Origin of the sequence: Arthrobacter crystallopoietes (genome assembly GCF_002849715.1) — a bacterium.
Classification (GTDB): Bacteria; Actinomycetota; Actinomycetes; order Actinomycetales; family Micrococcaceae; genus Crystallibacter; species Crystallibacter crystallopoietes.
In genome coordinates this window covers 3471564-3497148 of sequence record NZ_CP018863.1, presented here as the reverse complement: position 1 = coordinate 3497148, position 25585 = coordinate 3471564, and the positions used below count along the sequence as shown (strand labels likewise).

The window sequence follows — 25585 nt, the reverse complement described above, 5'->3', positions numbered from 1 at the left end:
CACCTTCGATGAAAGGCACCATGTCCCAGCTTCAGCCCGTCACCATCTCCACCGGCCCGCTCATGCCGGAGGAAGTCATCGCCGTCGCGCGCCACGGCGCACCGATCGAGCTCAGCGCCGAGTCCCTGTCAGCCATGGCGGAGTCCCGCGCGGTGATCGACGCGCTGGTCACCGATGACAAACCGCACTACGGCGTTTCGACGGGCTTCGGCGCCCTCGCCACCAAGCAGATCCCCATCGAGCTGCGCACCCAGCTCCAGCGCAGCCTGATCCGCAGCCACGCTGCCTCCTCCGGCACCGAAGTGGACCGCGAGGTGGTCCGCGGCCTGATGCTCAACCGGCTCTCCACAATGGCCACGGGCCGCACAGGGGTCCGCCCGATGGTGGCGCAGGGCTATGCCGCCATGCTCAACGCCGGCATCACTCCGGTGGTCGGCGAGTACGGCTCGCTCGGCTGCTCGGGGGACCTGGCACCGCTGGCACACTGCGCCCTGGCGCTTATGGGCGAGGGCGAAGTACGGAATAACGACGGCGCCCTGGTGCCTGCCGCCGAAGCGCTGGCTGCCGCCGGGCTCGAGCCGGTGGAACTGCGGGAGAAGGAAGGCCTGGCGCTGATCAACGGCACGGACGGGATGCTGGGCATGCTCATCATGGCCTCGGCGGACCTGCACCTGCTACTTAAGACGGCGGATCTGGCTGCCGCCATGAGCATCGAGGGCCTGCTGGGCACCGACTCGGTGCTGGCCGAAGACCTGCACGCGCTGCGCCCGCACCCCGGGCAGATCGCCGCCGCGGCCAACATGCGCCGGATTCTGGACGGCTCGCCACTGATCGCCGAGCAGAAGTCGTCCGATAATGGCGACGGCCACCGCTTCACCCGCGTGCAGGACGCCTACTCGCTGCGCTGCGCCCCGCAGGTGCACGGTGCCGCAAGGGCCACGCTCGCGCATGTGGAATCCGTGGCTGGCTACGAGCTGTCCTCCGCCATCGACAACCCGGTGGTCACCCAGGACGGCCGGGTCGAGTCCAACGGAAACTTCCATGGCGCGCCGGTCGGCTACGCCCTGGACTTCCTCGCCATCGCCGTGGCGGATTTGGCCTCGATGAGCGAGCGGCGGACGGACCGTTTCTTGGACAAGGCCCGCAGCCACGGGCTCAACGCGTTCCTGGCCGACGACCCCGGCGTGGACTCCGGCCACATGATCGCCCAGTACACCCAGGCGGGCATCGTCTCCGAACTCAAGCGGCTGGCCAACCCGGCCTCGGTGGACTCCATCCCGTCTTCCGCCATGCAGGAAGACCACGTCTCCATGGGCTGGTCCGCCGGGCTGAAGCTGCGCCGGGCGCTGGATGGCCTGACGCGGGTGCTGGCCATCGAACTGCTCACCAGCGCCCGGGCCCTGGACATGCGCGACGGCGGCCTGGACTCCTCCCGGAGCGCCCCCGCCGTCACCGCGGTCCGGCGCGAAATCCGCAAGGTGGTCGAAGGCCCGGGAACGGACCGCTACCTCTCCCCCGAGATCGAAGCGGTGTACATTCTGGTGGACAGCGGCGTGCTGATCGAGGCCGTCCAGCAGAAGCTCGGGTCGGCGCTAAACTGATCGGAGTGATTTTGCCAGCCGGCGGGTGAGCCCGCCGGCGCCCGGCCTGGAGGGGGACACGAGCATGGGCACGGACGAGCCTGCCAACGCGCAACAATCCGGCTCTGAAAGCCCTGCCACTCCCAGCCGCCGGACGCTGTTCCGCCGCGCCGCCCCCATCATCGCGGTCGGCCTTGGTTCCGGGGCCCTCGGAGCTGGAGCGGCCCATGCGGCCGCCCGCCCGGGCAGTCCGCTGCCGGGCCTGGGGCTGCCCTCCGACGAGGACATCGCCCGGCTGATCGCCGATCCCGAATCAGCCACGCATCGGGCGCTGGCCAACCTGCTTAACCCCGCCCAGCCGGCCGGCGGGCAGGGCATCCAGAGCGCCGAGAATGTCGCCGGAGCCGCCGCAAGCAACGGCCGCACCGACCCGCGAAAGTCCGGTGCCGACGTCGTTCTCTTGCTGGGGCAATCCAACATGCAAGGCTCGGGGCTGCCCCATGATCCGGCCATTGACATCAGGCTGGAGGGCATTGACCAGTTCGCCGGCTCGGGCCCACATGCCGGGACCGTGATTCCGGCCGCGGACGCGTTGTTCCACGTCACCCAGAACCTGCGCGACGGTGCCCCCACTATCGGTCCCGGAATGGAGTTCGCCCGGCAGCTCTGGCTCAACCAAGCGGCGGACCGCAAGGTGCTGCTGGTGCCGGCGGCCCTCGGCGGCACCTCGATCACCGGCAACGCGGACTATGTCTGGGACCCGGACAACACCACCGCCTCCGTGAACCTGGCCCGCCGGGGACTGGATGCGTGCCTCCGCGCCCTCGCCCTCAACCCCTCGCACCGGCTGGTGGCCATCCTGTGGCACCAGGGCGAATCGGACGCGCTGCCCAAAGTGCGCGAGGACTGGTACCGGCGCAAGCTGCTGCAGATCATCGACCTGTACCGCGCAGAGCTGGGTCCGGTCCCGTTCCTCATTGGTGGCATGGTGCCCGAGTGGATCGCCGCGGACAAGAAGATCCGCGGCCGCATCGACGCGGCGCATCGTTCCATTCCCTCCCACCGGCCGCAAACCGCCTTCGTCGAGGGACCTGCCGGCGCCAACGGTGCCAGCGACGGCATCCATTTCAACGCTGCCGGCGCCCGCGAGCTCGGCCTGCGCTACTACCGGACGTTCTCCGGCATGGCCGCCAGCTGACGCGCCGCGAAACGTCGTCGAAGCGCACGACGGCGGGGGCTGAGGGCCGCGATGGTCTCACCGCCCTATCCCTATCTGATCCTCAGGTGGTTGACGCCGGACCAGCCGGGATCAAGTTCCGCACCGACGCCGGTCTGTCCCTCTTTCCAGGCCGCCGCGGCCGCTTCCAGGTCCCAGCCGGCGGAGGTGGTCGAATCCACGTAGAAGTGCAGGATCCTGCGGCCGTCCGTGGTTTCGGCCGCAACCAGGCGCCCGTTGCCGTTGAGCGCTTCGGCGAGCGCCTGTTCCATCGCCTGCAGCCGGCGACCCGATTCCTCGCCCGGGAGCCCGTCGTCGAGGATCTGGGCGTAGCCGAGCTGCACGGCAATATGTTGGTCGAAATCGGGCCAGAACGCCGGTACCAGCGGAACCTGCACGTAGGCGGTGATGGGGCGGTCCTCGACGGAGCGGCCGTGCAGCTCTTCCCAGATGGGCTCGCCGTGCCCGTCGAACGCGCCGGCGCGCAATTGCTGCACGACGGCCGGCAGGTCACTCAGCGGGATGTCCCCCGGATGCGGCTGCAGCACCGGTTCGATGATGCCGATCCACGCATTCACGTCCTGCTGGCCGATGGCATGGTCCAGCATGATGGCCACCGGGACCAGCCGCTTGTCTTCGGGGAGCCGACCCAGCTTCGGGTGGTAGACCGAAATATCCGCCGAATACCGGTTGCGCATCAGGCCCACCCGGAAGTCCTCGCCGGCGAACTCCTCGCCGCCGACCCCCAGCGTCAGGTCCTCGAAACGCGCGGCCGCCTGGCGGGCATCCGTGTATTCCCAGTGCCGGTCCGGTGCCGGAGCCGCCTTGAGCACACGCCGGGCGAGGGCCGCGTGCTCGGGACTCTCGGGGAAGATGACCAGTTCGTGTTCCGCCGTCGTTCCGGGACCGAGCTCCCAGGCCAGGCCCGGATCGATCCTCCCGATCCGCTGGCCCAGCTGCTTGACGTAGTTTTCGGCGTAGCCCTCTGCGCCCTGCGCAATGCGCCCGGCGGCATCCGCTTCCCACCAGGCCCAGAACTCCCCTACGGCATCTACGTCCATGCTCCCTGTCCTACCGGCCTACCGCGTCCCGCGAGGCGACGAACGCGCGCACGCAAGCTTCGACGTCGTCCGGGCTGTGGGCGGCGGACAGCTGCACGCGGATCCGGGCGGCACCTTGGGGAACCACCGGGTAGCTGAAGGCCGTCACGTAGACACCGTGGGCGAGCATCTGGTCCGCCACTTTGCCGGCCAGCACGGCGTCGTGGAACATCACCGGGATGATCGCGTGCTCGCCGGGCAACAGCTCGAAACCTTCCTCGGCCATGCGGCGGCGGAAAAGGGCCGCGTTCTCCTGCAGCCGGGAGCGCAGTTCACCGGATTCGCGGACCAGCTCCAGCGCCCGGAGCGTGGCGGCGACAATGGCCGGGGCCACCGAGTTGGAGAACAGGTAGGGCCTGGCCCGCTGCCGGAGCATCGCCACGATCTCCGCGCGCCCCGAAACGTATCCGCCGGAGGCGCCGCCCAGGGCTTTGCCGAAGGTCCCGGTATAGATGTCCACCCGGTCCGACACTCCGGCGTGTTCGGGCGTACCGGCACCGGTGGCGCCCATGAACCCCACGGCGTGCGAGTCATCCACCATGACCAGTGCATCGTATTTTTCGGCCAGCGTGCAGATGTCCTGCAGCGGGGCGAGGAAGCCGTCCATGGAGAAGACGCCGTCGGTGACGATGATCTTACGACGTGACCCGCCGCCGTCGTTCATTGCCGCGGTTTCCTGGAGCCTGGCTTCCAGCTCTGCCATGTCCCGGTTGGCGTAGCGGAACCTGGCCGCCTTGGACAGCCGGATGCCGTCGATGATGGACGCATGGTTCAGCGCGTCCGAAATGATGGCGTCTTCCGGTCCGAACAGGGACTCGAAGACGCCTCCGTTTGCGTCGAAGCAGGAGGAGAACAGGATGGTGTCCTGCGTGCCGAGGAATTCCGAGACCCGGCGTTCAAGCTCCAGGTGCAGGTCCTGGGTACCGCAGATGAAGCGCACGCTGGCCATGCCGAAGCCCCGCTCGTCCAGCGCCGATTTGGCCGCGACGATCATGTCCGGGTGGTCGGCCAGCCCGAGGTAGTTGTTGGCGCAGAAGTTGAGCACCTGGCGGGCCGGGCCGTCCAGGCTGCCGGCAGTGATGTGGCTGGACTGCGGAGAGCTGATCCGGCGTTCGGCTTTGAACAGCCCAGCGGCGCGGATTTCCTCCAGTTCCGCGGCCAGCTGGTCCTTGAGGGCAGAGTACATGCGAAGCTCCTTAGATCCTTCTCCAGTCGAGGACAACCTTGCCGCCGGTACCGTGGCGGGCGGATTCGAAGCCCCGTTCCCACTCGGCGGCCGGCAGCACGTCCGTGATGACTCCCGAAATGGCCTCGTGCAGCACCGGGTTCGACTGCAGCATGGCGCTCATCGCGTACCAGGTTTCGAACATTTCCCGCCCGTAGATGCCCTTGAGCGTGAGCATGTGCGTGACCACCTTGCCCCAGTTGATGGCGATGTCTTCGGTGGGCAGGCCCAGCAGCGCGATCCGCCCGCCGTGGGTCATATTGTCAATCATTTCCCGCAGCGCGCTGGCCCGGCCGGACATCTCCAGCCCGACGTCGAAGCCCTCGGTCAGGCGCAGCTGCTCCTGGGCCTCGGCCATCCGTTCATGGCTGACGTCGATGGTCATGTCCGCGCCCATCCGCTTGGCAAGGTCCAGCCGGGAGGCGGAGATGTCGGTAATAGCGATGTTGCGGGCCCCGGCGTGGCGGGCGACGGCGATCGCCATCAGCCCGATCGGCCCGGCCCCGGTGATCAGCACGTCCTCGCCGACCAGCGGGAAGCTCAGGGCGGTGTGGACGGCATTGCCGAACGGATCGAATATCGCGCCGAGCTCAGGCGTGATGGATGGATCGCGGTGCACCCAGACGTTGGTCTCCGGAATCACCACATACTCGGCGAAGGCCCCGTCCCGCTGGATCCCGACGCTGACGGTCCGGATGCACATCTGGCGCCGCCCGGCGCGGCAGTTTCGGCAGGTGCCGCAGACAATGTGCCCCTCGCCGGAGACCCGGTCCCCCACCTGGACATCCCGGACCAGGCTGCCGGTTTCCACCACCTCGCCGTAGAACTCGTGCCCGGGGATCAGCGGCGTGGGAATGTTCTCCTGCGCCCACGGATCCCACGCCTGGATGTGCAGGTCAGTCCCGCAGATTCCGGTCGTCATCACTTTGATCTTGACGTCGCCCTCGCCGGTTCGCGGCTCGGGACGGTCAACGAGCTCGAAGCCGGCCTGCGGCCCGGACTTGAACAGCGCCTTCACTGACACTTCCTTCCGATTCGGATCGCCGCGGCCCGCGGGCGGACCGGGATCGCCGGCACCCTCACGTGACCGCGGACACGCAATGGAACCACTCTACTTAAGGGGTAGGACAGTTGGGACATTGAATCCCGTCGCGGTGTTGAACGGCGGCAAGCTAACGACGGCGGGTGGCGGCCGCCGTCGTTAGTTATCAACATGGGGCGGTTGCGGCTAGTGATCGGGGCGTTTGGGCGATAACTTGTCAGCAGGACTGCAGAGAAAGTGAGGCCGATGTGACCGAAGTGCTGGCGTACCCCGGTGTCCAGGTGCTGGGCGATGACCCGTATTCGGACCACAACCTGGCGGATCCGTACCCGCTGTTCGAGCGGATGCGTGCGGCCGGGCCGGCGGTCTACCTGCAGAAATACAACGTGCTCGCATTCGCCCGCTACGAGGAATGCCGGGACATCCTGGCAGACCACCAGACGTTCATCAACGGCGCCGGCGTGGGTCCGAAGAACCTGCACAAGGAGCCGTCCTGGAAACCGCAGGGCATCCTGGATTCGGACCCGCCCGTCCACACCCAGCTGCGCAAGGCCATGGCCTCGGTCATCTCACCCAAGGGCACACGTGCGTTGCGCGCCGGGTTCGAGGACTTCGCCGCGCAACTGCTGCCGCAACTGCTGGCACGCGGGGAGATCGACGGCGTTAAGGACCTGGCCCAGGTCTACCCTCTTCGGGTTTTCGGCGACGCGGTGGGCATTCCGGGCGAGGGCCGGGCGGAAAACCTGATCAGCCAGGGCGCCATGAGTTTCAGCTACTTCGGCCCGGAGGACGAACGCCAGCAGCACTTCATCGAACAGGGCGCGGGCACCTTCGAATGGGTCATGGATCATACCGCACGCGCCAAGCTGGCACCCGGCGGGCTCGGCGCACAGCTATGGGACCGCGCCGATGCCGGGGACATCAGTGCGGAAGCGGCGCCGCTGCTGGTCCGGGCGCTGCTCTCCGCGGGGCTGGATACCACCGTGATCGGGCTCGGGAACGCGCTGAAGCTCCTGGCCGAACACCCGGACGAGTGGGCCAAGCTCCGGCAGAATCCGCGGCTGGTGAAGTTCGCCATCGACGAGGTGCTCCGGTACGACTCGCCGTTCCAGTCCTTTTTCCGCACCACCGGCGCCGGTACGGTGTTCCGCGGCATCCCGATTCCGGCGGATACGAAGATTGTGCTCTTCCTCGGATCCGCCAACCGGGACACGGCGCAGTTCGGGCCGGACGCCGGTGAATTCCGCATCGAGCGCGATGCCGCCAGCATGATCGCCTTCGGCAACGGCATCCACCGCTGCGTCGGCCAACCCCTCACGCGGCTGGAAATGGAAGTGGTGCTCGGCTGGCTCGCCGAGCACGTCGAGCGCCTGGAGCCGGCCGGCGAACCGGTCCCTTACCTGCATAACACGCTCAAGGGCTGGGATTCCCTCCCGCTGCGGCTCATCCCGGCATGAGCAAGCGGAGGCCGCGGCGGGCTTGTTTACCGTGGCACTGGAGACAGCGAACGACGGCGGCGCCTTACCTTGCGCTGCTGGGTAGACTGTGAGGCACGCCACTACTTCTCCTCCAGACCTGGTGGCTGACCTCAGCGAGCGGAGCAACGGTGCATTCCCACGTCCGATCGGCCTTCGGGCCTGTCCAGCAACGGGCCTACGCTGCCCACGAACTCCTCGACGACGCGGTCCGCACCATGCCCCGCGCCGGCACAGCCACATTGTCCGGCTTACGGCAGGTAGTGCGCGAATCCTGGGAACGCTCCATGAGCCTGGTCCCGGATCCGGAGGACGCGCTGGCACGCGTGGACCTGGTGGACGAAGAGCTGGAGGAGTACCGGCTGAGCCACCCGCTGGCGGCGATCATGCCCGTCATCCACCGCCTGTTGGTGCTGCCCAGCCATGACACCGGCATGCTGGTGGCGGTCGGCGACGAGAACGGCCGGCTGCTCTGGGTGGACGGGGATGCCCGGCTGAAAAGCCAGGCCGAAAAAATGACCTTCATTGCCGGCGCCGACTGGTCCGAAGGCACCGTGGGCACCAGCGCCCCGGGCACCGCGCTCGCGCTGGGCCGAGGCGTGCAGATCTCCGGGGCCGAGCACTTCAGCCGCATTGTCCATCCCTGGAGCTGCACCGCCGTCCCGGTGCGTGATCCTGATTCGGGCGCCGTGCTCGGCGTCGTGGACATCACCGGCCGCGAAGAAGCGGTCGCCCCGCACACTCTCTCCCTGGTCCAGGCCACCGTGGCCGCAGCGGAGGCACAGCTGCGCATTGAACGCCTGCAGCGCGGACAGGCACAGCCCACAGCCACAGCCAAACCGCTGCGCAAGGTGCAGGCCGCGGGCCGGACTCCGCGGCCCCGGCTCTACAGCAACACGCTGTCCATCACCGGCCGGGACCAGGGCCAGCTGAGCCTGGAGGGCCATGTGCTGGATTTGTCCCTGCGCCATACGGAGATCCTCACGCTGCTCGCCCTGCATCCGCGCGGCCTGACCGCGGACGCGCTCGCCGACCTGCTCTATCCGGATGCCCAGAGCACCACTCTGCGGGCCGAAATGGTCCGGCTGCGCAAACTCATCGGTTCGGCCAACCCGGATGCAGTTCCGCAGTCCCGCCCGTACCGGCTGCCGCAGGAGCTGATCCTCGACGCCCGCCAGGTGCTCAACTACCTGCAGCGCGGTGCCCACCGCCTGGCGCTGAACATTTACCAGGGTGCGCTGCTGCCCAATTCGGAGGCCCCCGGCATCGTCCGCTTCCGCGAGGAGGTCAGTGCCAACCTTCGCGAAGCCGTGCTCAGCGATGCCTCGGCGGAAACACTGCTGCGTTACCTGCAGCTGCCGGAAACAGAGTACGACGCCGAGGCCTGGCTCAGGGCCCTGCGCGTCCTCCCGGCACGTTCGCCGAGGCGCACCGCCGTCGTCGCCCATCTTGAACGGCTCGAGGCCGAACTGCGCTGAGCCGTGGTAAGTTCCAGCGGTGGATAACGTCAGCCGCCCCTGGCCCGCACTCTGGTCACTGGTCATCGGGTTCTTCATGATCCTCGTGGACACGACGATTGTCTCGGTGGCCAACCCCGCGATCATGCGCGGCCTGCAGACCGATATCAACTCGGTCATCTGGGCGACCAGTGCCTACCTGCTGGCCTATGCCGTGCCGCTGCTGATCACCGGCCGGCTGGGCGACCGTTTCGGGCCGAAAAACCTGTACCTGACCGGACTCGTGCTGTTCACGGCGGCCTCGGCTTGGTGCGGTTTCGCCAATGACATCCAGATGCTGATCCTGGCGCGGGTCTTCCAAGGGCTGGGGGCGTCCATGATGACGCCGCAGACGATGTCCGTCATCACGCGGATCTTCCCACCGGACCGGCGAGGGGCCGCAATGGGGCTGTGGGGCGCGGTAGCCGGACTGGCAGCGCTGACCGGTCCTATCCTCGGCGGATTGCTGGTGGACTCGCTGGGCTGGGAATGGATTTTCTTCGTCAACATCCCGGTGGGCCTGCTGGGCTTCCTGATGGCCTGGCGCTTTGTCCCTGCCCTGCCCACCCATTCGCACACCTTTGATCTCGCCGGCGTGCTGCTCAGCGCCGCCGGAATGTTCCTGCTCGTTTTCGGCATCCAGCAGGGCGAAACCTACCACTGGTCAACGATCGCCGGGCCGGTCACGGTCTGGAGCCTCATCCTCGCCGGGCTCCTGATCCTGGCCGGGTTCGTCGTGTGGCAGTCCCGGAACCGGAAGGAACCGCTGCTGCCGCTGAAGATTTTCCGGGACCGCAATTTCTCGCTGGCCAACGGCGGCATCACCACGGTGGGTTTCGCCGTCACCTGCATGTCCCTGCCGTTGATCTTCTTCTTCCAGAGCGTCCGCGGCCTCACCCCCACCCAGTCGGCGCTCATGCTCGCGCCCACCGCCATCATCTCCGCTGTACTGGCACCGTTGGTCGGCCGGACCATCGACAAGGTCAATCCGAAATTCTTCGCCACGGCGGGGCTGGTGCTGATGGCCGGCGGCCTGGGCTGGTACGCCCTGCTCATGACACCGACGACGGCGGTGGCCCTGCTTCTGCTGCCCGCGGCGGTGCTGGGGCTGGCCAACGCCTGTGTCTGGGGCCCGCTGTCCACCACCGCCACGAGGAACCTGCAGCCGGCCGACGCCGGAGCCGGTTCCGGTGTCTACAACACCACCCGCCAGATCGGCGCGGTACTGGGCAGCGCCTCCATCGCAGCCCTGATGCAGGCGCGGCTCGCCGAGGAACTGCCCCGCGGCGCGACTGTTTCCGGAGCCCAGGCCGAGGCCGGAGCCGCGGTCCTGCCGGACTTCCTGCATGCAGGATTTTCGACGGCGATGGCCCAGTCCCTGCTGCTGCCGGCAGCTGTGGCACTGGCCGGTGCCGTAGTGACACTCTTCTTCGCCCGGCCGCAGCCTGTCTCCGGCTGGGGAGAACCTGCATCCGGAACACCAGGCTCGGCAGCAGGACATCGGGCCGGAACCCCGCGCCGGCAGCGGTAACAGGCTCCGATTGCGGGTAACAGGCACCGAGTGCCGTGGCTGTGCTTCCCCCGTCACCTCGCCGATCCATCATGCAACCTTGGTGCAACGTTGCGCCGCCTAGGCTGTGGTGCATGAGCGGGAGTCGACGATGACGCGCTCAAACCACGCTGAAGGAGTTAGCAATGACTGTTTACGCACAGCCGGGCCAGGATGGTTCCAAGGTCAGCTTCAAGCCGCGCTACGAGAACTGGATCGGCGGCGAATGGGTCGCCCCGGCCAAGGGCCAGTACTTCGAGAACATCTCCCCCGTGACCGGCAAACCCTTTTGTGAAATAGCCCGCGGCACCGCTGAAGACATCGAACTGGCCCTCGACGCCGCGCACAAGGCGGCCCCGGGCTGGGGCAAAACCTCCGTGGCGGAGCGCGCCGCCGTGCTGAACCGGATTGCGGACCGGATCGAAGACAACCTGGAGATGCTCGCCGTCGCCGAGACCTGGGACAACGGCAAGGCCGTGCGCGAGACCCTCGCCGCCGACATCCCGCTGGCCGCGGACCATTTCCGCTACTTCGCCTCCGCCATCCGCGCGCAGGAGGGCCGGCTCTCCCAGCTCGACGACGACACCACCGCCTACCACTACCACGAGCCGCTCGGCGTAGTCGGCCAGATCATCCCCTGGAACTTCCCGATCCTGATGGCCACGTGGAAGCTAGCCCCCGCGCTGGCGGCCGGAAACGCCGTCGTCCTTAAGCCTGCGGAGCAGACCCCTGCCTCCATCCTGGTGCTGATGGAACTGATCGCCGACATCCTGCCCGCAGGCGTGCTCAACGTGGTCAACGGCTTCGGCGTCGAGGCCGGCAAACCGCTGGCCTCCAGCCCGCGGATCCGCAAGATCGCGTTCACTGGCGAGACCACCACCGGCCGCCTGATCAGCCAGTACGCCAGCCAGAACCTGATTCCGGTCACGCTGGAGCTCGGCGGCAAGAGCCCGAACATCTTCTTCTCCGACGTCGCGGCCGAAAACGACGCGTTCTACGACAAGGCACTCGAAGGCTTCGCGCTCTTCGCCTTCAACCAGGGCGAGGTCTGCACCTGCCCCTCCCGCGCGCTCGTCCAGGGCTCGATCTACGACTCGTTCATGGCGGACGCGCTGGCCCGCACGGAGAAGATCATCCAGGGCAACCCGCTGGACACCACCACCCAGATCGGCGCGCAGGCCTCCAACGACCAGCTGGAAAAGATCCTCTCCTACATGGACATCGGCAAGCAGGAAGGCGCGAAGATCCTCACCGGCGGCGGGCGGAACATCCTCGACGGCGACCTGGCCGAGGGCTACTACGTCAAGCCGACCATCTTCGAGGGCACCAACGACATGCGCGTCTTCCAGGAGGAGATCTTCGGCCCGGTGGTCTCCGTGGCCCGGTTCAATGACTACTCCGAGGCGCTTCAGATCGCCAACGACACGCTCTACGGCCTCGGTGCCGGCGTATGGTCCCGCAACGGCAACGTGGCCTACCGCGCCGGCCGCGAAATCCAGGCCGGTCGGGTGTGGGTCAACAACTACCACGCCTACCCGGCCGGGGCAGCCTTCGGCGGCTACAAGTCCTCCGGCATCGGCCGCGAGAACCACGCCATGATGCTCGACCACTACCAGCAGACCAAGAACCTGCTGGTCAGCTACAACGAGAACAAGCTCGGCTTCTTCTAGACATGGCCGACCTCGTCAATCTCGACGCCGCGGTAGCGATACCCGGGGAAGATTTTTCCCGGGTAGCGCTGACACCGGCCGCGGTGGAACTGCTGCAGAAGCTGTGGGGAATCCACGGACCGCTGATGTTCCACCAGTCCGGCGGCTGCTGCGACGGCTCCTCACCGATGTGCTATCCGGCCGGCGAGTTCATTACGGCCGAGGCGGATGTGCTGTTGGGGGTCTTTGAACTGCCCGGGTGCGGTTCGATTGACTTCTGGATGTCACGGGAGCAATTCGCCTACTGGCAGCACACCCACCTCACCGTCGATGTGGTCGATGGCCGCGGCAGCGGATTCTCGGTGGAGGCTCCGGAAGGCAAACGGTTCCTGATCCGGTCCACCCTGATCGACGCCATGAGCTGAGTTATTTCGGAGCGGACGGCGGCTGTGCCTTGCGGCGCGGCCGCCGTCCGTGCGATTCGTGAAGGAGAGCTACGGACTTTCGACAGAGGTCTTTCCACCGGTCGCTTTTGGTGCTTCCATGTTAGGTGGGGGTAGAGGAAACCTACCTGACGGAGCATGCTGTGGACGGCAAGTTGCGCGTGATTGTTCATTCAGCTGACACGCTCCGAAGCGCAGTGGATAGACGTTTCACAGCCCTGGTATCCGGAACGGCCGCGTCATGACCGGCTGGAGTGAAGAAAACACCGCCGGTTCCGCCGGCGAAGGCGCCGTGACCCTCCTGCAGGGAACGTCCTTCTGCATTTCCTTCGCCAACGGGGATATGAATCCGGAACGGCCGCACGGATTCTTCTACCGCGACACGCGGTTCATTTCGGACTGGTCCTTGTCCGTCAACGGCCGGCCGGTCGAGCCGCTGGAAGCCATCCTTTACGATCCGTACCGCGCCGTCTTTATCGGCCGGGCCGAACGGACGGACGGCCTCGCCGACAGCAATCTGCTGGTCGAGCGCCGGCGAAGCCTGAACCACGGGGTCCACGAAGATGTGACCGTCTCCAACCACTCCAGGGAACCCGCGGCCTGCCAGGTTCAGCTGACCGTTGGCGCGGATTTCGCCGACCTTTTCGAAGTGAAAGCCGGCTTGAAGGAGGTTGCCCATGCCCAGCCGGCCGAGCGGCACACGGACAACCTGATCATCGAGTCCGAGGGCCTGCCGATCACCGCCAGGATAGTCGTCGCCGCCGAGGGCGCCGAGATCGCCGGGAACCGCATCAGCTACAGCGTAGTGATCCCGCCGCAGCAGAAATGGACGGGATCATTCACGGCCCTGCCGGACCTGGACCGGAGCCGTTCGCTGGACGACCTCAATCCGCGCGTGCAGGTGCATTCGACCCTGCCCGAGGAACGGCTAATGGAATGGCGCAGGAACGTTCCGCTGGCCCGGATGGACAACAAGGACTTCGAGAAGGTGCTCGAACAGAGCCAGGCTGACCTTGGGTCGTTGCGCATTTTCGACCCGGATCATCCCGGCCGAGTAGTAGTGGCGGCGGGATCGCCGTGGTTCATGGCGCTCTTCGGGCGGGATTCGCTGCTGACGTCATTCATGACCCTGCCCCTTGATCCGTCACTGGCCCTCGGCACACTACAGACCTTGGCCGAGCGGCAAGGCACAGAGGTGGATCCGCGGAGCGAAGAGCAGCCGGGAAAGATCCTCCATGAAGTCCGGTTCGGAGCCAGCGCCGGCCAGCTGCTGGGCGGCGACAACGCCTATTACGGATCCGTGGACGCGACGCCGCTGTTCGTCACGCTGGCCGGCGAGCTGACCCGCTGGGGCTTCTGGCCCGAAGTCGCAGGTTCCCTCCTGCCCGCGGTCGACAAGGCCCTGGATTGGATTACGCAGTACGGCGACATCGACGGCGATGGGTTCGTAGAGTACGCGAGGGCCACCGACAAGGGTCTGCTGAACCAGGGCTGGAAAGATTCCTGGGACGGCGTCAATTTCGCTGATGGACGACTGGCCTCGCCCCCGATCGCCTTGTGCGAGGTCCAGGGCTACGTTTATGCGGCCTACATCAGCCGTGCCTTGATGGCACAGTCTGCCGGCGACAATAGACTGGCGGCCCACTGGGGATCCCGGGCGGCAGACCTGAAAAGGGCATTCAACGAGCAGTATTGGCTTGAGGACCGCGGCTACTTCGCCATCGCCCTGGACCACGACAAACGCCCGGTGGACTCCTGTGCTTCCAACATGGGGCACTGCCTGTGGAGCGGAATCGTGGATAACGACAAGGCCCCGCTGGTAGCGCAGCGCTTGATGTCCCCCGAAATGTTCTGCGGCTGGGGCGTGCGAACGCTGGCCTCGGATATGGGTGCCTACAACCCGGCCAGCTACCATAACGGGTCAGTGTGGCCGCACGACAACGCCCTCATTGCCGGCGGACTGATGCGCTACGGCTTCATTGACGAGGCCAAGCGGATTGTCCTAGCCCTGTTTAATGCGGCAACACAGTTCGGCGGGCGGCTGCCGGAACTGTTCTGCGGGCTGGACCGGGAATCGTATCCGGTGCCTGTTCCGTATCCAACATCCTGTTCACCGCAAGCCTGGGCCGCGGCCGCGCCAGTACATCTCATGCGGATGCTGCTGAGGTTCGATCCGTGCATGACGCACAACGGACTTTGGCTGGCACCGCAGATTCCGGCCGAGCTGGGAGCACTCCGCGTCACCAATCTGCCGCTGGCAGGCGCACGCATTTCCGTAACCGTGGCGGACGGACAGACCCAGGTGGACGGCATTCCGGAGTCCATTGAGCTGCACCGGAAACCGCGCAAGCCGCTGGCAGATCTACTGGATGTCTACGCAAGCAACACCGGAAACTAGCGCAGGAGCACCATATGCGCATCGGAATTGTCGCCCCACCTTGGATCGCTGTCCCGCCATGCGGCTACGGGGGCATCGAGGCCGTAATCGATTCCTTGGCCCGGGAGTTCATGTCCGCCGGGCACGAGGTCAGGCTGGTGGCCGCAGAAGACAGCGGCTGCCCGGTACCGAAAGTGTGCGGACTGCCCTCGCGGCAGATCAGCACCCTAGGGGCCGCCGTGGACGAACTGACCCATGTGGTCCTGGCCCATGAGGCGTTGGACGGCGTCGATATAATCCACGACCATACGCTCGCCGGACCTTTGTCGCGCCACCGGCCGCCGGGTGTTCCGCTGGTCACCACAGCCCACGGCCCCCTCACGGGAGCATTCCGCACTGTCTACCGCGCCATCGCGGCCCATACCCCGCTGATCGCTATCTCCCGCCATCAGGCGGTCTCCGCTCCCGAAGTATCGGTCCGCCAGGTCATCCACCACGGCATCGAGGCGTCAACGGTTCCACTGGGCTACGGCGACGGCGGCTATGCCTGCTTCCTCGGAAGGATGCATCCGGACAAAGGCCCCCTGCAGGCGATCGGGATAGCCCGCGAAGCCGGCGTCCCGCTGCGCATCGCCGCACGGGTGATGGAAAACGAAGAGCGCGACTTTTTCGACGCCGCCATCAGACCCCAACTGAAGCCGCCCATCGAGTTCCTGGGCGAGCTGACGGCCCCGGAGAAGTATGAACTGCTGGGCGGTTCGATCGCCCTGCTGAACCCCATCCAATGGCCCGAGCCCTTCGGCATGGTCATGATCGAGGCCATGGCCACGGGTACGCCGGTCATCGCCACGCTGCGAGGTTCCGCTCCGGAAATCATCGAGGACGGCGTAACGGGCTTCCTGCGCCGCGGAAACCACCAGCTCGCCGCCGCGCTTCAGCAGGCGGACACTTTGGACAGGCGGCGGTGCCGCCAAGTCACCGAGACATACTTCAGCGCCGCGCGCATGGCGGAGGAACATCTGCGGTTCTTCAGCGACATCGTCGCCCAGGGCGCGCGCCGCCGCGCCAGCAGTCCCATCGTGGTCGTCTGAAGCTGCCTCCGGCGGGATCAGCCGTCGAGCACCTGTGCCAGCACGTCGTGGCCCAACCGCCGGAAGGCCTGGTTGTCATCGGAATGTGCCAGCAGCGCCGTCGCCATGACCAGCGCCCAGCGCGGGCCCGCTGCCAGGTGGCGGTGCCGATCTCGCGGCGGGCGTCCAGGTGCTCCCTGAAGATCCGCCGGCCCTCTGGATCGAAGACCAGCCAGGCCGCGGCCAGGTCGGTGGCGGGATCCCCTGCGGTCAGGTCGCCGAAGTCCATCACCGCTGCCAGCATCCCGCTCTGCGTGACGAGGTTGGCCGGGTGCAGGTCCCCGTGCAGCCAGATTGCGGGACCTTCCCACGGTGGCAGCGCTTCGAGGGAGCTCCAGAGTCTCTCGACCTCGCGGGCCCGCGGAACATGTCCACCGGCCAGCCGCCGACGGACATGCTCGTCCCGCATGCGCAGGGGCACGCCGCGGACGGGATTGGCGGGTGCGTCAGCGGGAGCGGGCTGCTGGAAGCCGTCCACGAAATTGGCCAGTTCCGCCGCCCAGGCCCGACGGGCGGAAAGGGGCTGCGCGGCCGCCGTCGTACCTTGAATCCACGGGGTGACGGACCAAGGCCAGGGAAAGAATGACGACGGCGTCCCGCACCGGACCGGAGTAGGTGTGAGCATGGCCAGGCCGACGGTGAGTTGGGGCAGCCAGCGCTGTTCGTGCTCGATCAGGTGCGCGGCGGCCTCGCGCCTGGGCAGCCGGACCGCCAGGTTGCTGCCGAGGCGGAAGATGGTGTTGTCCCAGCCGCTGGCCGCCAGACGCAGGGGCAGCCCGGCCAGGTCCGGGAACTGCTCGGTGAGCAGGCGCCGGACCAGCGGCTCGGTCACGTCGATGTCCGCAGCGGGCATGAGGGCCATTCGACCATTTTCCATCCAGTAAGCAGATAACGCCCTTTCCGGAGTGCCGGAAGGGCGTTATCTGCTCACTCGATCGGGTGAGGGGAAGGGCTAGCCTTGGACGCCGAGGCGTTCGAAGATCAGCTCGCGCACACGCCCGGCGTCGGCCTGGCCGCGGGTAGCCTTCATGACGCCGCCGACAATCGCGCCGGCTGCCTGGACCTTGCCGCCGCGGATCTTCTCCGCGACATCCGGCTGGGCGGCCAGGGCGGCGTCGATCGCTTCGAGTAGCGGGCCGTCGTCGGAAACCACGGCCAGGCCGCGCTTCTCGATGACCTCTTCCGGGGTGCCCTCGCCGGCGAGGACGCCGTCGAGCACCTGGCGGGAGAGCTTGTCATTGATCTTGCCGGCCTGGACCAGCTTGTCCAGTTCCACGATCAGCTCGGGCGTGACGCCGACGTCCACGGGATCCACTTCGGCTTCCTTGGCACGGCGCGAAACCTCGCCCATCCACCACTTGCGGGCCACGGCGGCGGAGGCACCCGCGGCGATGGTCTCTTCGATGGCATCCATGACGCCGGCGTTGACCACGTCGCGGAACTCGGCGTCCGAGTAGCCCCAGTCCGTCTTCAGGCGCTTGCGGCGCTCGGCTGGCGGCTCGGGCAGCTGGGCACGCAGTTCCTCGATCCACTCCTCGGTGGTTACCACCGGCAGCAGATCCGGCTCCGGGAAGTACCGGTAGTCATCGGCATCAGACTTGGGCCGGCCCGAGGTGGTGGAGCGGGTGTCCTCGTGCCAGTGGCGGGTCTCCTGGACAACCTTCTCGCCGGAGTCCAGCACCGCAGCGTGGCGCTGGATCTCGAAGCGCACGGCACGTTCGACGGCGCGCAGCGAGTTCACGTTCTTAGTCTCCGAACGCGTGCCGAACTTTTCCTGCCCGTGCGGGCGGAGCGAGACGTTGGCGTCGCAGCGCACATTGCCGCGTTCCATCTTGGCGTCGGAAACGCCCAGGTTCTTGACGATCTCGCGGATAGCGGCGACATAGGCCTTGGCCAGTTCGGGGGCGCGGGAACCGGCACCCTCGATCGGCTTGGTCACGATTTCCACCAGCGGCACGCCGGCGCGGTTGTAGTCCACCAGGGAGAAATCCGCGCCCTGGATGCGTCCGGTGGCGCCGCCCATGTGGGTCAGCTTGCCGGCGTCCTCTTCCATGTGGGCGCGCTCGATCTCCACCGTGAAGACCGTGCCGTCTTCGAGCTCGATGTCGATGGAACCATCGAAAGCGATCGGGTCCTCGTACTGCGAGGTCTGGAAGTTCTTGGGCGTGTCCGGGTAGAAGTACTGCTTCCGGGCAAAGGTGCAGGACGGGGCGATCTTGCAGCCCAGGGCCAGGCCGATCTTGATGGAGGACTCCACGGCGGCCTTGTTGACCACCGGCAGCACGCCGGGCAGGCCCAGGTCCACCGGGGTGATGGCGGTGTTGGGCTCATCGCCGAACACGTTGGGTGCCGAGGAGAACATCTTGGTCTTGGTGTTGAGCTCCACATGGACCTCGAAACCGAGCACCGGATCGTACTTCTCCATGGCCTCTTCGAAGGACAGGATCTCTTCCGTGACAGCAGACATTATTTGGCTCCTGAAGTGGTTTCGGCGCCGCTGAACTGGCGAAGGTCGGGGGCCTGGGACAGCAGCGGGCCGCCCCACTTTTCCTCAAGCAAGGTTTCCAGCACGTGGCCGGCGCGGTACAGGCGGGCGTCCTCGCGGGCGGGCGCCAGGAACTGGATGCCCACCGGCAGGCCGTCGGCCAGGCCGCCCGGAATGGAGATGCCCGGGATGCCGGCCAGGTTCGCCGGAATGGTGGCAACGTCGTTCAGGTACATGGCCAGCGGATCGTTCAGCTTCTCCCCCAGCTTGAACGCCGGCACCGGGGAGGTCGGGGAGATCAGCACGTCGGCCTGCGCGAACGCGGCGTCGAAGTCGCGCTGGATCAGCGTGCGGACCTTCTGCGCCGAGCCGTAGTAGGCGTCGTAGTAGCCGGCGGACAGCGCGTAGGTACCCAGGATGATGCGGCGCTTGACCTCGTCGCCGAAACCGGCGGCACGGGTGGCGCCCATGACGCGCTCGATGGTGAGCGGGCTCTCGGCCGGCAGTACCCGGTGACCGAACCGGACGCCGTCGTACTTTGCCAGGTTGGAGGAAGCCTCCGAGGGCATGATCAGGTAGTACGCGCCCAGGGCGTACTTGAAGTTCGGGCAGGAGACCTCGACGATCTCGGCGCCGGCGTCGCGCAGCAGCTCCAGCGACTCGTGGAAGCGTGCCAGCACGCCCTCGTCGTAGCCTTCGCCCTGCAGTTCTTTGATGACGCCGATCTTCATGCCGGCAACGTTTCCGGTCTTCGCGGCCTCGACCAGCGAGCCCACCGGATCGGTCAGCGAGGTGGAGTCATGCGGGTCGTGGCCGCCGATGACCTCGTGCAGCAGCGCCGAGTCCAGCACCGTACGCGAAACCGGGCCGATCTGGTCCAGCGAGGAGGCCATGGCGATGGCGCCGTAGCGGGAAACCCCGCCGTACGTCGGCTTCACGCCTACGGAACCGGTGACCGCGGCGGGCTGCCGGATGGAGCCGCCGGTGTCTGTGCCCAGCGCCAGCGGCGCCTCGAACGCAGCGACGGCGGCCGCGGAGCCACCGCCGGACCCGCCGGGAATGCGGCTCAGGTCCCACGGGTTGCGGGTGGGGCCGTACGCGGAGTGCTCGGTGGAGGAACCCATCGCGAACTCGTCCAGGTTGGTCTTGCCCAGCATCGGCATCCGGGCGGCGCGGATCTTCTTAATCACCGTGGCGTCGTACGGGCTCATCCAGCCCTCGAGCATCTTCGAGCCGGCCGTGGTGGGCTGGCCGACGGTGACGATCAGGTCCTTGATGGCGATGGGCACGCCGGCCAGCGCCGGCAGGTCCTCGCCGGCGGCGCGGGCCTTGTCCACGTCCGCGGCAACGGTCAGCGCTTCCTCGGTGTTGACGTGCAGGAAGGCGTTGATGTTGCCGTCCACCTCGGCGATGCGGTCCAGGTGCGCCTGGGTGACCTCCACGGAGGTGACTTCCTTGGCGGCCAGCATTTCCGCCAGCCGGGCAGCGCTGTGTCGGGTCAGTTCACTCATGTCTTTACTCCTCGTCCAGAATGGCGGGGACCTTGAAGCGGCCGTCGGCCGAATCCGGTGCACCGGAGAGCGCTTGCTCCTGGGTCAGGGTCTCGCCGACAACGTCCTCACGGAACACGTTGGCCAGCGGGATGGGGTGCGAAGTGGCAGGCACATCGGGGCCGGCCGCTTCCTGGACGGATTTGATCGAGTCAACGATGACGTCGAGTTCGCCGGCCATCTTGTCCAGCTCTCCTGCGGTCATCTCAATGTGGGCCAGCCGCGCCAGATGCGCCACGGCCTCACGATTGATCTCAGACATGAGTCTCCTACGCGAATGGATTGGGTTTTCTAGAAACAGTCTACTTCTTGGCCCGGTGCTCAGGATTCCAGTGTCTTGACGAACACGAACAGCCCGGTGTCCTCGTGCTTCCAGTCCCGCTCGCGGATCCGCTCGAAGCCCAGCGATTCATACAGCCGGTGCGCGTTGGTCATATTTTCGATACTGGTGAGGCTGACCGCGTGGATGCCCTCCACGGTGCGGGCGTACTCGACGATGGCCTCCACCATGGCCCGGCCGATCCCGGCGCGCTGGATCGCCGGATCCACCGCCAGCATGCGGAACTCCAGCTCCCCGGCCCGCGCAATATCGGAGTACTCCTGCCCCTCGAAGGTCAGCGCCACGGACCCAGCGACCTTGCCGTCCAGCTCGGCGACCCAGACGACGGCGTGCCGGGCGCGGTGGGCAACATCACCGAGCATGTCCAGGTAGCCGTCGCCCTCGGCAATGTGCCCGCCGTGGACGTAGGCCTCCCGCGTGATCCGGGCAACGTCGTCGTAATCGGCTGCGGTGGCCGGGCGGATGGTAATGCTCATCAGGTAATGCAGTCCTCAAGGGTCAATTGGAAGTACGACGGCGGCGGCCGCCTATCAATTCTGCCTCACCGCGCGCTGTGGCCGGCTACCGGAGTGGTTCAGGCCACTGTGCCCGCGGGGCCAGCTGCGGGGCAATGCGTTGCTCCAGCGCGGCGATGGCTTCCTCGGGCAGGGCGAGCAGGCCGTCCAACTCCTTGCGGGCCCGCAGGTAGGCTAGCTGGCGTTCGGCTCCCGTGGCCGCCTCGTCGACGGCGAGCGTCAGCAGCCTTCGGGCGGTCATGAGCCGCTGGCGTTCGGGTCCACTGAAGTGCTGGTCCTTGATCCGCCGGGCCTCGCGTTCAGCGATCTCGAAAGCCAGCTCGAAGGCGCGGACGGCGTCGCGGTATTCCAGCAGCCGCGCGTCGGTGGTGATTTCGGCGGCGCTGCCGGGCCGCAGCGCGTCGGCCACCCGCTTGGCGCGCAGGAAGTCCACCGTCAGGGGCTCGCGCACGTCGGACATCATCGGGTGGTCGATCAGCTTGGCGACGTCCAGCTCGTATTCCAGCCAGCGGGCGTTGACCCGGTCATGGTCCGCCATCAGGGCTTCGATGTCGCTGAGGCGCTGCGCCTCCCAGGCTTTGGCCTGCCGGCGTTGTTCGGCCTCCGCCCGCGCTTCGACGCGCCGGCGTTCGTTTTTCCGGCGGTGGCGTTTCTTCACGTGCGACATTTTCTTGCCCGCACCGGAGAAGACCGCGACTCCGATCCAGATGGCCCACCACCAGGGAAAGTCGGCAAAAAACTCATTCATGCCCGCTCACCCTTCCATCGTGCCATCCGGCTTCCGCCCGCTCAATGGCTGGACGGTGTCAGCGGGCGCTGTCAGCGGGCGCGGTGGTAGGCGCTGCCGTCACGCTCCCGGTCCAGATAGCCGTAGTCCACCAGGGCGCGCCGGAGCAGGGGCACGTCATCGGTGAAAGCTGCGAGCTTCGCATTCAGCTGCTTCTCCGTCAGCGTCGCATCAGGGCCGATGATCTGCGGGATCAGGAACTCGAACAGCTTCAGGCGGTCCGTCGCCCGCTTGGGCAGCCCCTCGATCCGGCCCGCCAGGAGGAAGCGCTCCGCGCCTTCGGGCTCGGGACGGCGGGCACCGGCCAGCGCCGCCTTGAAGGCGTGCTCGTTCACCACAAGCCGTCCGCCGTCGTCGTTCAGCAAGGAACTGTCCAGCAGCTTTTGCCGTTCCTTGGCCGAGAGGGCAGGCTGCTGGCCCAGGACGAAGGCGGCATAGAGCTCGCGCAACCTGGAACTTGCCAGCGCGGCCATGATGGCCTGCCAGCTGACCGGCGTATCCGGCTGACCGTCACGATCCATGTCGCCCTTCCTTTCGGCTCAGCCTGCGCATTGCTTCAGTTTGCACGTCGCTTCAGTCTCCGCGTTGCTTCAGCTTTCGCCGGCACCTTCCGGACCGGACTCGGCCGCGTCGGCATCCCCTGCGCCGGTTCCTGCCGGGCTGGTTTCTGCCGGACCGGCCACGACTGTATCCGGACCGTTTTCCAGCAGCTTGACGAAGCCTCCCTCGTCGAGCACGTGCAGGCCCAGCTGCTCGGCCTTGTCCAGTTTGGACCCGGCGCTTTCCCCCGCGACCACGTAGTCCGTCTTCTTCGACACGGAGCCGGAGGCCTTGCCGCCGCGGCTGATGATAGCTTCCTTGGCCTCGTCCCGGCTGAAGTTTTCCAGCGAGCCGGTCACCACGATGGTCAGCCCCTCCAGCGTGCGGGGTTTGCTCTCGTCCACCTCGTCGGCCATCCGCACGCCGGCCTTTGCCCAGGTGTCTACGATCTCGCGGTGCCAGTCCACCTCGAACCACTCGATGAGGGCGCGGGCGATGATCGGTCCGACGCCGTCGACGTCCGCGAGCTGCTCTTCCGATGCCGCCCGGATGGCGTCCATGGACCCGAATGCCGTCGCCAGCGCGCGGGAGGCGGTGGGTCCCACGTGCCGGATGGACAAGGCCACGAGGACCCGCCACAGCGGCTGGCCTTTGGCCTTCTCCAACTCGGTGAAAAGCTTGCGCGTATTGGCGCTCGGCTCTGAGGGCTTCTTGGGCGTCCCCTTCGTGTAGAAGTAGGGCACTAGTTCGATCTCGCCGGTGGCCACGCCCTTGGACTTCTTCTCGCGGGCGATCTTCACGTCCGCCAGCATCTCCGGGGTGAGGTCGAAGACGTTGGCCTCGGTGGTCAGCGGCGGCTGCTCCGGTTCGGCCGGCTGGGTGAGGGCGATCGCCGCTTCCCAGCCGAGCGCCTCGATATCGAACGCGCCGCGCCCGGCCAGATGGAACACGCGTTCACGCAACTGGGAGGGACATGACCGCGCGTTGGGGCAGCGGATGTCCACGTCGCCTTCCTTGGCCGGCGCCAGCGGCGTGCCGCAGGACGGGCATTCGGTGGGCATCACGAATTCGCGTTCGGAGCCGTCCCGCAGCGCCACCACCGGTCCCACGATTTCCGGAATCACGTCCCCGGCCTTGCGCAGCACCACGGTGTCGCCGATCAGCACGCCCTTCGCCTTCACCACGTCCTGGTTGTGCAGGGTTGCCATCTCGACGGTGGAACCTGCCACCTTCACCGGTTCCATCACCCCGTACGGCGTGACCCGGCCGGTGCGGCCCACGTTGACCTGGATGTCCAGCAGCTTGGTGTGCACTTCCTCCGGCGGATACTTGTAGGCCACGGCCCAGCGCGGCACCCGCGACGTGTGGCCCAGGCCCCGCTGCAGCCCGAAATTGTCGACCTTGACGACAATGCCGTCGATCTCGTGCAGCAGGTCATGCCGGTGGTCGCCGAAATGCTGGATGAATTCCAGCACCTCCTGGTAGCTGTCCAGCACCTTGAAGTAGGGGCTGGTGGGCAGGCCCCATTCCTGCAGCAGCGTGTAGGTCTCCGACTGGCTGCCCGCGGACAGGCCCTCGCGCGCGCCGATGCCGTGGACAAACATGCTCAGCGGCCGCTGCGCGGTCAGGGCCGGGTCCTTCTGCCGCAAGGATCCCGCGGCGGCGTTGCGCGGGTTGGCGAAGGGCGCCTTGCCGGCCTCCACCATCTTCTCGTTCAGCTCCAGGAACGCCTTGGAGGGGATAAAGACCTCGCCCCGGATCTCCACTTCGGCCGGCAGGTTCTTGCCCTTGAGGCGGCGCGGGATGTCCTTGAGGGTCAGCGCGTTGTGGGTGATGTCCTCCCCGGTGTGGCCGTCGCCGCGGGTGGCGGCCCGGACCAGTTCGCCCTCGCGGTAGAGCAGGTTCACGGCAAGGCCGTCGATCTTGACCTCGGTCAACCACTTCAGGTCCTGCGCGCGGCCCAGCTTTTCGACCGACGACGACGCCCGGTCAATCCACACCTGAAGCTCATCGAGGGAGAACACGTCCTCCAGCGAGTACATCCGCTGCAGGTGCTGCACCGGAGTGAAGGCTGCGGACACTTCGCCGCCGACTTCCTGGGTGGGCGAATCGTTGGCCACCATCTCCGGGTGCAGCGCTTCGATTTCCTCCAGCCGCCGGTAGAGCCGGTCGAACTCGGCGTCGGAGACCAGCGGGGCGTCCTCGTTGTAGTACGCGTAGCGGTAGCGCCGGACGTCCTCCGTCAGCTGCTCGTACTCGTCCCGGAGGGCGTCACTGGGGATTTCATTGGCCTGCACTTCCACTTTGCTCACGGAACTATCTTGCCCTAAAGCATGGCCCATGGCCGGGATCCACCGCGACAAGCGGGTCAGTCTTCGGGATCCCGCTGGGTCTCCAGCAGCGGCAGGTCCGCAGCGGTCACCAGATGCGAGGTGACCGCGTGTTCCACCAGCCGCGCGCGCCGGTTCGTGGCCGCCTTTCCGCCGCCGCCCCGGAGCCCGGCCACGCCCACCCGGTCCAGCTTGTCGCAAACGTTGTCCAGCTTGCGGTTGAACTTGGTCATCGGCCACCCCAGCCGGGCAGCGGCCTGCGAGGAGGAGGGGATGGAGCTCAGGCCGGTACCGTCCCGCTTGAGCATGGGCTCGGCCAGGGCCAGAATGAGTGCCTTCTGCGAATCCGTGAAGATCACCGGGCCGATGGTCGTCTCCCCCACCGCGTCGTGGTCCCGGGCTTCCTGCCGGAAGGACGGTGTCTTGACGTGCACCGAGAGCTCATAGGTAGTCGGTCCGGCCGTAAAGACCACGTTGGTCTGGCTGAAGACCATGGGAATCCGCGCCCCCGGCGCCAGCCAGGCCTGCATGCCCCCGCTGGTGTCCGCGATCGTCGCCGAGATCATCGAGCCGACATTGGCCAGCCACCAGATGTTCTCGTACCGGCAGATCTCCAGGAACTTCCGGTGGAGATACGGATTGTCGTCGATTTCCAGGTCGCCTTCGCGGCCGATCCTGAATACGTCGTCGTCCCCGGCGTCGTACCATTCACCGCAGAACTCGATGCTGACTTCGGCCACTGCTGGTCCCCCTATG

Annotated in this window: 21 protein-coding genes; 9 read left to right on the top strand and 12 right to left on the bottom strand. The window is 66.9% G+C overall.

Annotated elements, in window-relative coordinates; translation table 11 throughout:
* The first annotated feature begins 20 nt into the window (after nt 1–20).
* Together hutH and AC20117_RS16170 are read left to right on the top strand one after the other, a co-directional pair.
* Nucleotides 21–1601 carry a histidine ammonia-lyase gene (gene hutH / locus AC20117_RS16175; RefSeq protein ID WP_074702784.1) on the top strand — a complete coding sequence of 527 codons (1581 nt, stop codon included), beginning with the start codon at nt 21–23 and terminating at the stop codon, nt 1599–1601.
* Between the two features lie 64 nt (nt 1602–1665).
* A complete protein-coding gene (locus AC20117_RS16170) occupies nt 1666–2778 on the top strand; it encodes a sialate O-acetylesterase (RefSeq protein WP_074702785.1) in 1113 nt (370 codons plus the stop codon).
* A 71-nt stretch (nt 2779–2849) separates the two neighbouring features.
* On the opposite strand, the gene AC20117_RS16165 is transcribed toward AC20117_RS16170, so the two are convergent.
* The 3 genes from AC20117_RS16165 to tdh are packed head-to-tail and all read right to left on the bottom strand — an operon-like array spanning nt 2850 to nt 6139.
* Nucleotides 2850–3857, bottom strand: a complete 1008-nt coding sequence (locus AC20117_RS16165; RefSeq protein WP_074702786.1) for a DUF695 domain-containing protein — start codon at nt 3855–3857, stop codon at nt 2850–2852.
* Between the two features lie 10 nt (nt 3858–3867).
* Nucleotides 3868–5082 (bottom strand): glycine C-acetyltransferase, encoded by a 1215-nt coding sequence (locus AC20117_RS16160; protein WP_074698601.1) that lies wholly within the window; start codon nt 5080–5082, stop codon nt 3868–3870.
* Nucleotides 5083–5092: 10 nt separating this feature from the next.
* Nucleotides 5093–6139 (bottom strand): L-threonine 3-dehydrogenase, encoded by a 1047-nt coding sequence (gene tdh, locus AC20117_RS16155; protein ID WP_074698602.1) that lies wholly within the window; start codon nt 6137–6139, stop codon nt 5093–5095.
* Nucleotides 6140–6411: 272 nt separating this feature from the next.
* Between tdh and AC20117_RS16150 the strand changes: the two genes are divergently transcribed.
* From AC20117_RS16150 to AC20117_RS16120, 7 genes are all read left to right on the top strand, one after another.
* Complete coding sequence (locus tag AC20117_RS16150; RefSeq protein ID WP_236777346.1) at nt 6412–7620, top strand: cytochrome P450; 1209 nt, start codon at nt 6412–6414, stop codon at nt 7618–7620.
* Between the two features lie 149 nt (nt 7621–7769).
* Complete coding sequence (locus tag AC20117_RS16145) at nt 7770–9116, top strand: GAF domain-containing protein (RefSeq protein ID WP_074698604.1); 1347 nt, start codon at nt 7770–7772, stop codon at nt 9114–9116.
* Nucleotides 9117–9135: 19 nt separating this feature from the next.
* A complete protein-coding gene (locus AC20117_RS16140; protein ID WP_074698606.1) occupies nt 9136–10665 on the top strand; it encodes a DHA2 family efflux MFS transporter permease subunit in 1530 nt (509 codons plus the stop codon).
* Nucleotides 10666–10829: 164 nt separating this feature from the next.
* Nucleotides 10830–12353 (top strand): acetaldehyde dehydrogenase ExaC, encoded by a 1524-nt coding sequence (gene exaC / locus AC20117_RS16135; RefSeq protein WP_074698608.1) that lies wholly within the window; start codon nt 10830–10832, stop codon nt 12351–12353.
* A gap of 2 nt (nt 12354–12355) precedes the next feature.
* A complete protein-coding gene (locus AC20117_RS16130; protein ID WP_074698610.1) occupies nt 12356–12757 on the top strand; it encodes a DUF779 domain-containing protein in 402 nt (133 codons plus the stop codon).
* Nucleotides 12758–13016: 259 nt separating this feature from the next.
* Nucleotides 13017–15173: an amylo-alpha-1,6-glucosidase gene (locus AC20117_RS16125; protein WP_074698612.1), complete on the top strand. Its 2157-nt coding sequence runs from the start codon at nt 13017–13019 to the stop codon at nt 15171–15173.
* Between the two features lie 14 nt (nt 15174–15187).
* Nucleotides 15188–16243: a glycosyltransferase family 4 protein gene (locus tag AC20117_RS16120; protein WP_074698614.1), complete on the top strand. Its 1056-nt coding sequence runs from the start codon at nt 15188–15190 to the stop codon at nt 16241–16243.
* Here the strand turns inward: AC20117_RS16120 and AC20117_RS16115 are convergent.
* From AC20117_RS16115 to AC20117_RS16075, 9 genes are all read right to left on the bottom strand, one after another.
* Entirely contained in the window at nt 16182–17144 is a 963-nt protein-coding gene (locus tag AC20117_RS16115) for an aminoglycoside phosphotransferase family protein (protein ID WP_236777345.1), read from the bottom strand. The two genes, AC20117_RS16120 and AC20117_RS16115, sit on opposite strands and share 62 nt — an antisense overlap.
* A 90-nt stretch (nt 17145–17234) precedes the next feature.
* Complete coding sequence (gene gatB, locus AC20117_RS16110) at nt 17235–18749, bottom strand: Asp-tRNA(Asn)/Glu-tRNA(Gln) amidotransferase subunit GatB (RefSeq protein ID WP_074698616.1); 1515 nt, start codon at nt 18747–18749, stop codon at nt 17235–17237.
* The gene (gene gatA, locus AC20117_RS16105; protein ID WP_101632623.1) at nt 18749–20278 is read right to left on the bottom strand and encodes an Asp-tRNA(Asn)/Glu-tRNA(Gln) amidotransferase subunit GatA; all 1530 of its coding nucleotides are present in this window, start codon (nt 20276–20278) and stop codon (nt 18749–18751) included. Before gatA ends, gatB begins: the two co-directional genes overlap by 1 nt.
* Before the next feature lie 4 nt (nt 20279–20282).
* Nucleotides 20283–20579 carry an Asp-tRNA(Asn)/Glu-tRNA(Gln) amidotransferase subunit GatC gene (gene gatC / locus AC20117_RS16100; RefSeq protein WP_074698618.1) on the bottom strand — a complete coding sequence of 99 codons (297 nt, stop codon included), beginning with the start codon at nt 20577–20579 and terminating at the stop codon, nt 20283–20285.
* 59 nt (nt 20580–20638) lie between these two features.
* A complete protein-coding gene (locus AC20117_RS16095; RefSeq protein WP_074698620.1) occupies nt 20639–21133 on the bottom strand; it encodes a GNAT family N-acetyltransferase in 495 nt (164 codons plus the stop codon).
* A gap of 85 nt (nt 21134–21218) precedes the next feature.
* Nucleotides 21219–21920 (bottom strand): hypothetical protein, encoded by a 702-nt coding sequence (locus AC20117_RS16090; protein WP_074698622.1) that lies wholly within the window; start codon nt 21918–21920, stop codon nt 21219–21221.
* A gap of 71 nt (nt 21921–21991) precedes the next feature.
* Nucleotides 21992–22480, bottom strand: coding sequence for a DUF2087 domain-containing protein (locus AC20117_RS16085; RefSeq protein ID WP_074698624.1), 489 nt, complete (start codon nt 22478–22480; stop codon nt 21992–21994).
* A gap of 69 nt (nt 22481–22549) precedes the next feature.
* Nucleotides 22550–24811 (bottom strand): NAD-dependent DNA ligase LigA, encoded by a 2262-nt coding sequence (ligA, locus tag AC20117_RS16080; protein ID WP_236777344.1) that lies wholly within the window; start codon nt 24809–24811, stop codon nt 22550–22552.
* A 56-nt stretch (nt 24812–24867) separates the two neighbouring features.
* On the bottom strand, nt 24868–25569 hold the full coding sequence (locus AC20117_RS16075; protein WP_074698628.1) for a hypothetical protein: 702 nt from the start codon (nt 25567–25569) through the stop codon (nt 24868–24870).
* Nucleotides 25570–25585 lie beyond the last annotated feature (16 nt).

What these genes read in the sequence shown, in the direction of transcription:
- hutH (WP_074702784.1), top strand. Translation starts at nt 21, where the DNA reads ATGTCCCAGCTTCAGCCCGTCACCATCTCCACCGGCCCGCTCATGCCG.
- AC20117_RS16170 (WP_074702785.1), top strand. Translation starts at nt 1,666, where the DNA reads ATGGGCACGGACGAGCCTGCCAACGCGCAACAATCCGGCTCTGAAAGC.
- AC20117_RS16165 (WP_074702786.1), bottom strand. Translation starts at nt 3,857, where the DNA reads ATGGACGTAGATGCCGTAGGGGAGTTCTGGGCCTGGTGGGAAGCGGAT.
- AC20117_RS16160 (WP_074698601.1), bottom strand. Translation starts at nt 5,082, where the DNA reads ATGTACTCTGCCCTCAAGGACCAGCTGGCCGCGGAACTGGAGGAAATC.
- exaC (WP_074698608.1), top strand. Translation starts at nt 10,830, where the DNA reads ATGACTGTTTACGCACAGCCGGGCCAGGATGGTTCCAAGGTCAGCTTC.
- AC20117_RS16130 (WP_074698610.1), top strand. Translation starts at nt 12,356, where the DNA reads ATGGCCGACCTCGTCAATCTCGACGCCGCGGTAGCGATACCCGGGGAA.
- AC20117_RS16125 (WP_074698612.1), top strand. Translation starts at nt 13,017, where the DNA reads ATGACCGGCTGGAGTGAAGAAAACACCGCCGGTTCCGCCGGCGAAGGC.
- AC20117_RS16120 (WP_074698614.1), top strand. Translation starts at nt 15,188, where the DNA reads ATGCGCATCGGAATTGTCGCCCCACCTTGGATCGCTGTCCCGCCATGC.
- AC20117_RS16115 (WP_236777345.1), bottom strand. Translation starts at nt 17,144, where the DNA reads ATGGCCCTCATGCCCGCTGCGGACATCGACGTGACCGAGCCGCTGGTC.
- gatB (WP_074698616.1), bottom strand. Translation starts at nt 18,749, where the DNA reads ATGTCTGCTGTCACGGAAGAGATCCTGTCCTTCGAAGAGGCCATGGAG.
- gatA (WP_101632623.1), bottom strand. Translation starts at nt 20,278, where the DNA reads ATGAGTGAACTGACCCGACACAGCGCTGCCCGGCTGGCGGAAATGCTG.
- gatC (WP_074698618.1), bottom strand. Translation starts at nt 20,579, where the DNA reads ATGTCTGAGATCAATCGTGAGGCCGTGGCGCATCTGGCGCGGCTGGCC.
- AC20117_RS16095 (WP_074698620.1), bottom strand. Translation starts at nt 21,133, where the DNA reads ATGAGCATTACCATCCGCCCGGCCACCGCAGCCGATTACGACGACGTT.
- AC20117_RS16090 (WP_074698622.1), bottom strand. Translation starts at nt 21,920, where the DNA reads ATGAATGAGTTTTTTGCCGACTTTCCCTGGTGGTGGGCCATCTGGATC.
- AC20117_RS16085 (WP_074698624.1), bottom strand. Translation starts at nt 22,480, where the DNA reads ATGGATCGTGACGGTCAGCCGGATACGCCGGTCAGCTGGCAGGCCATC.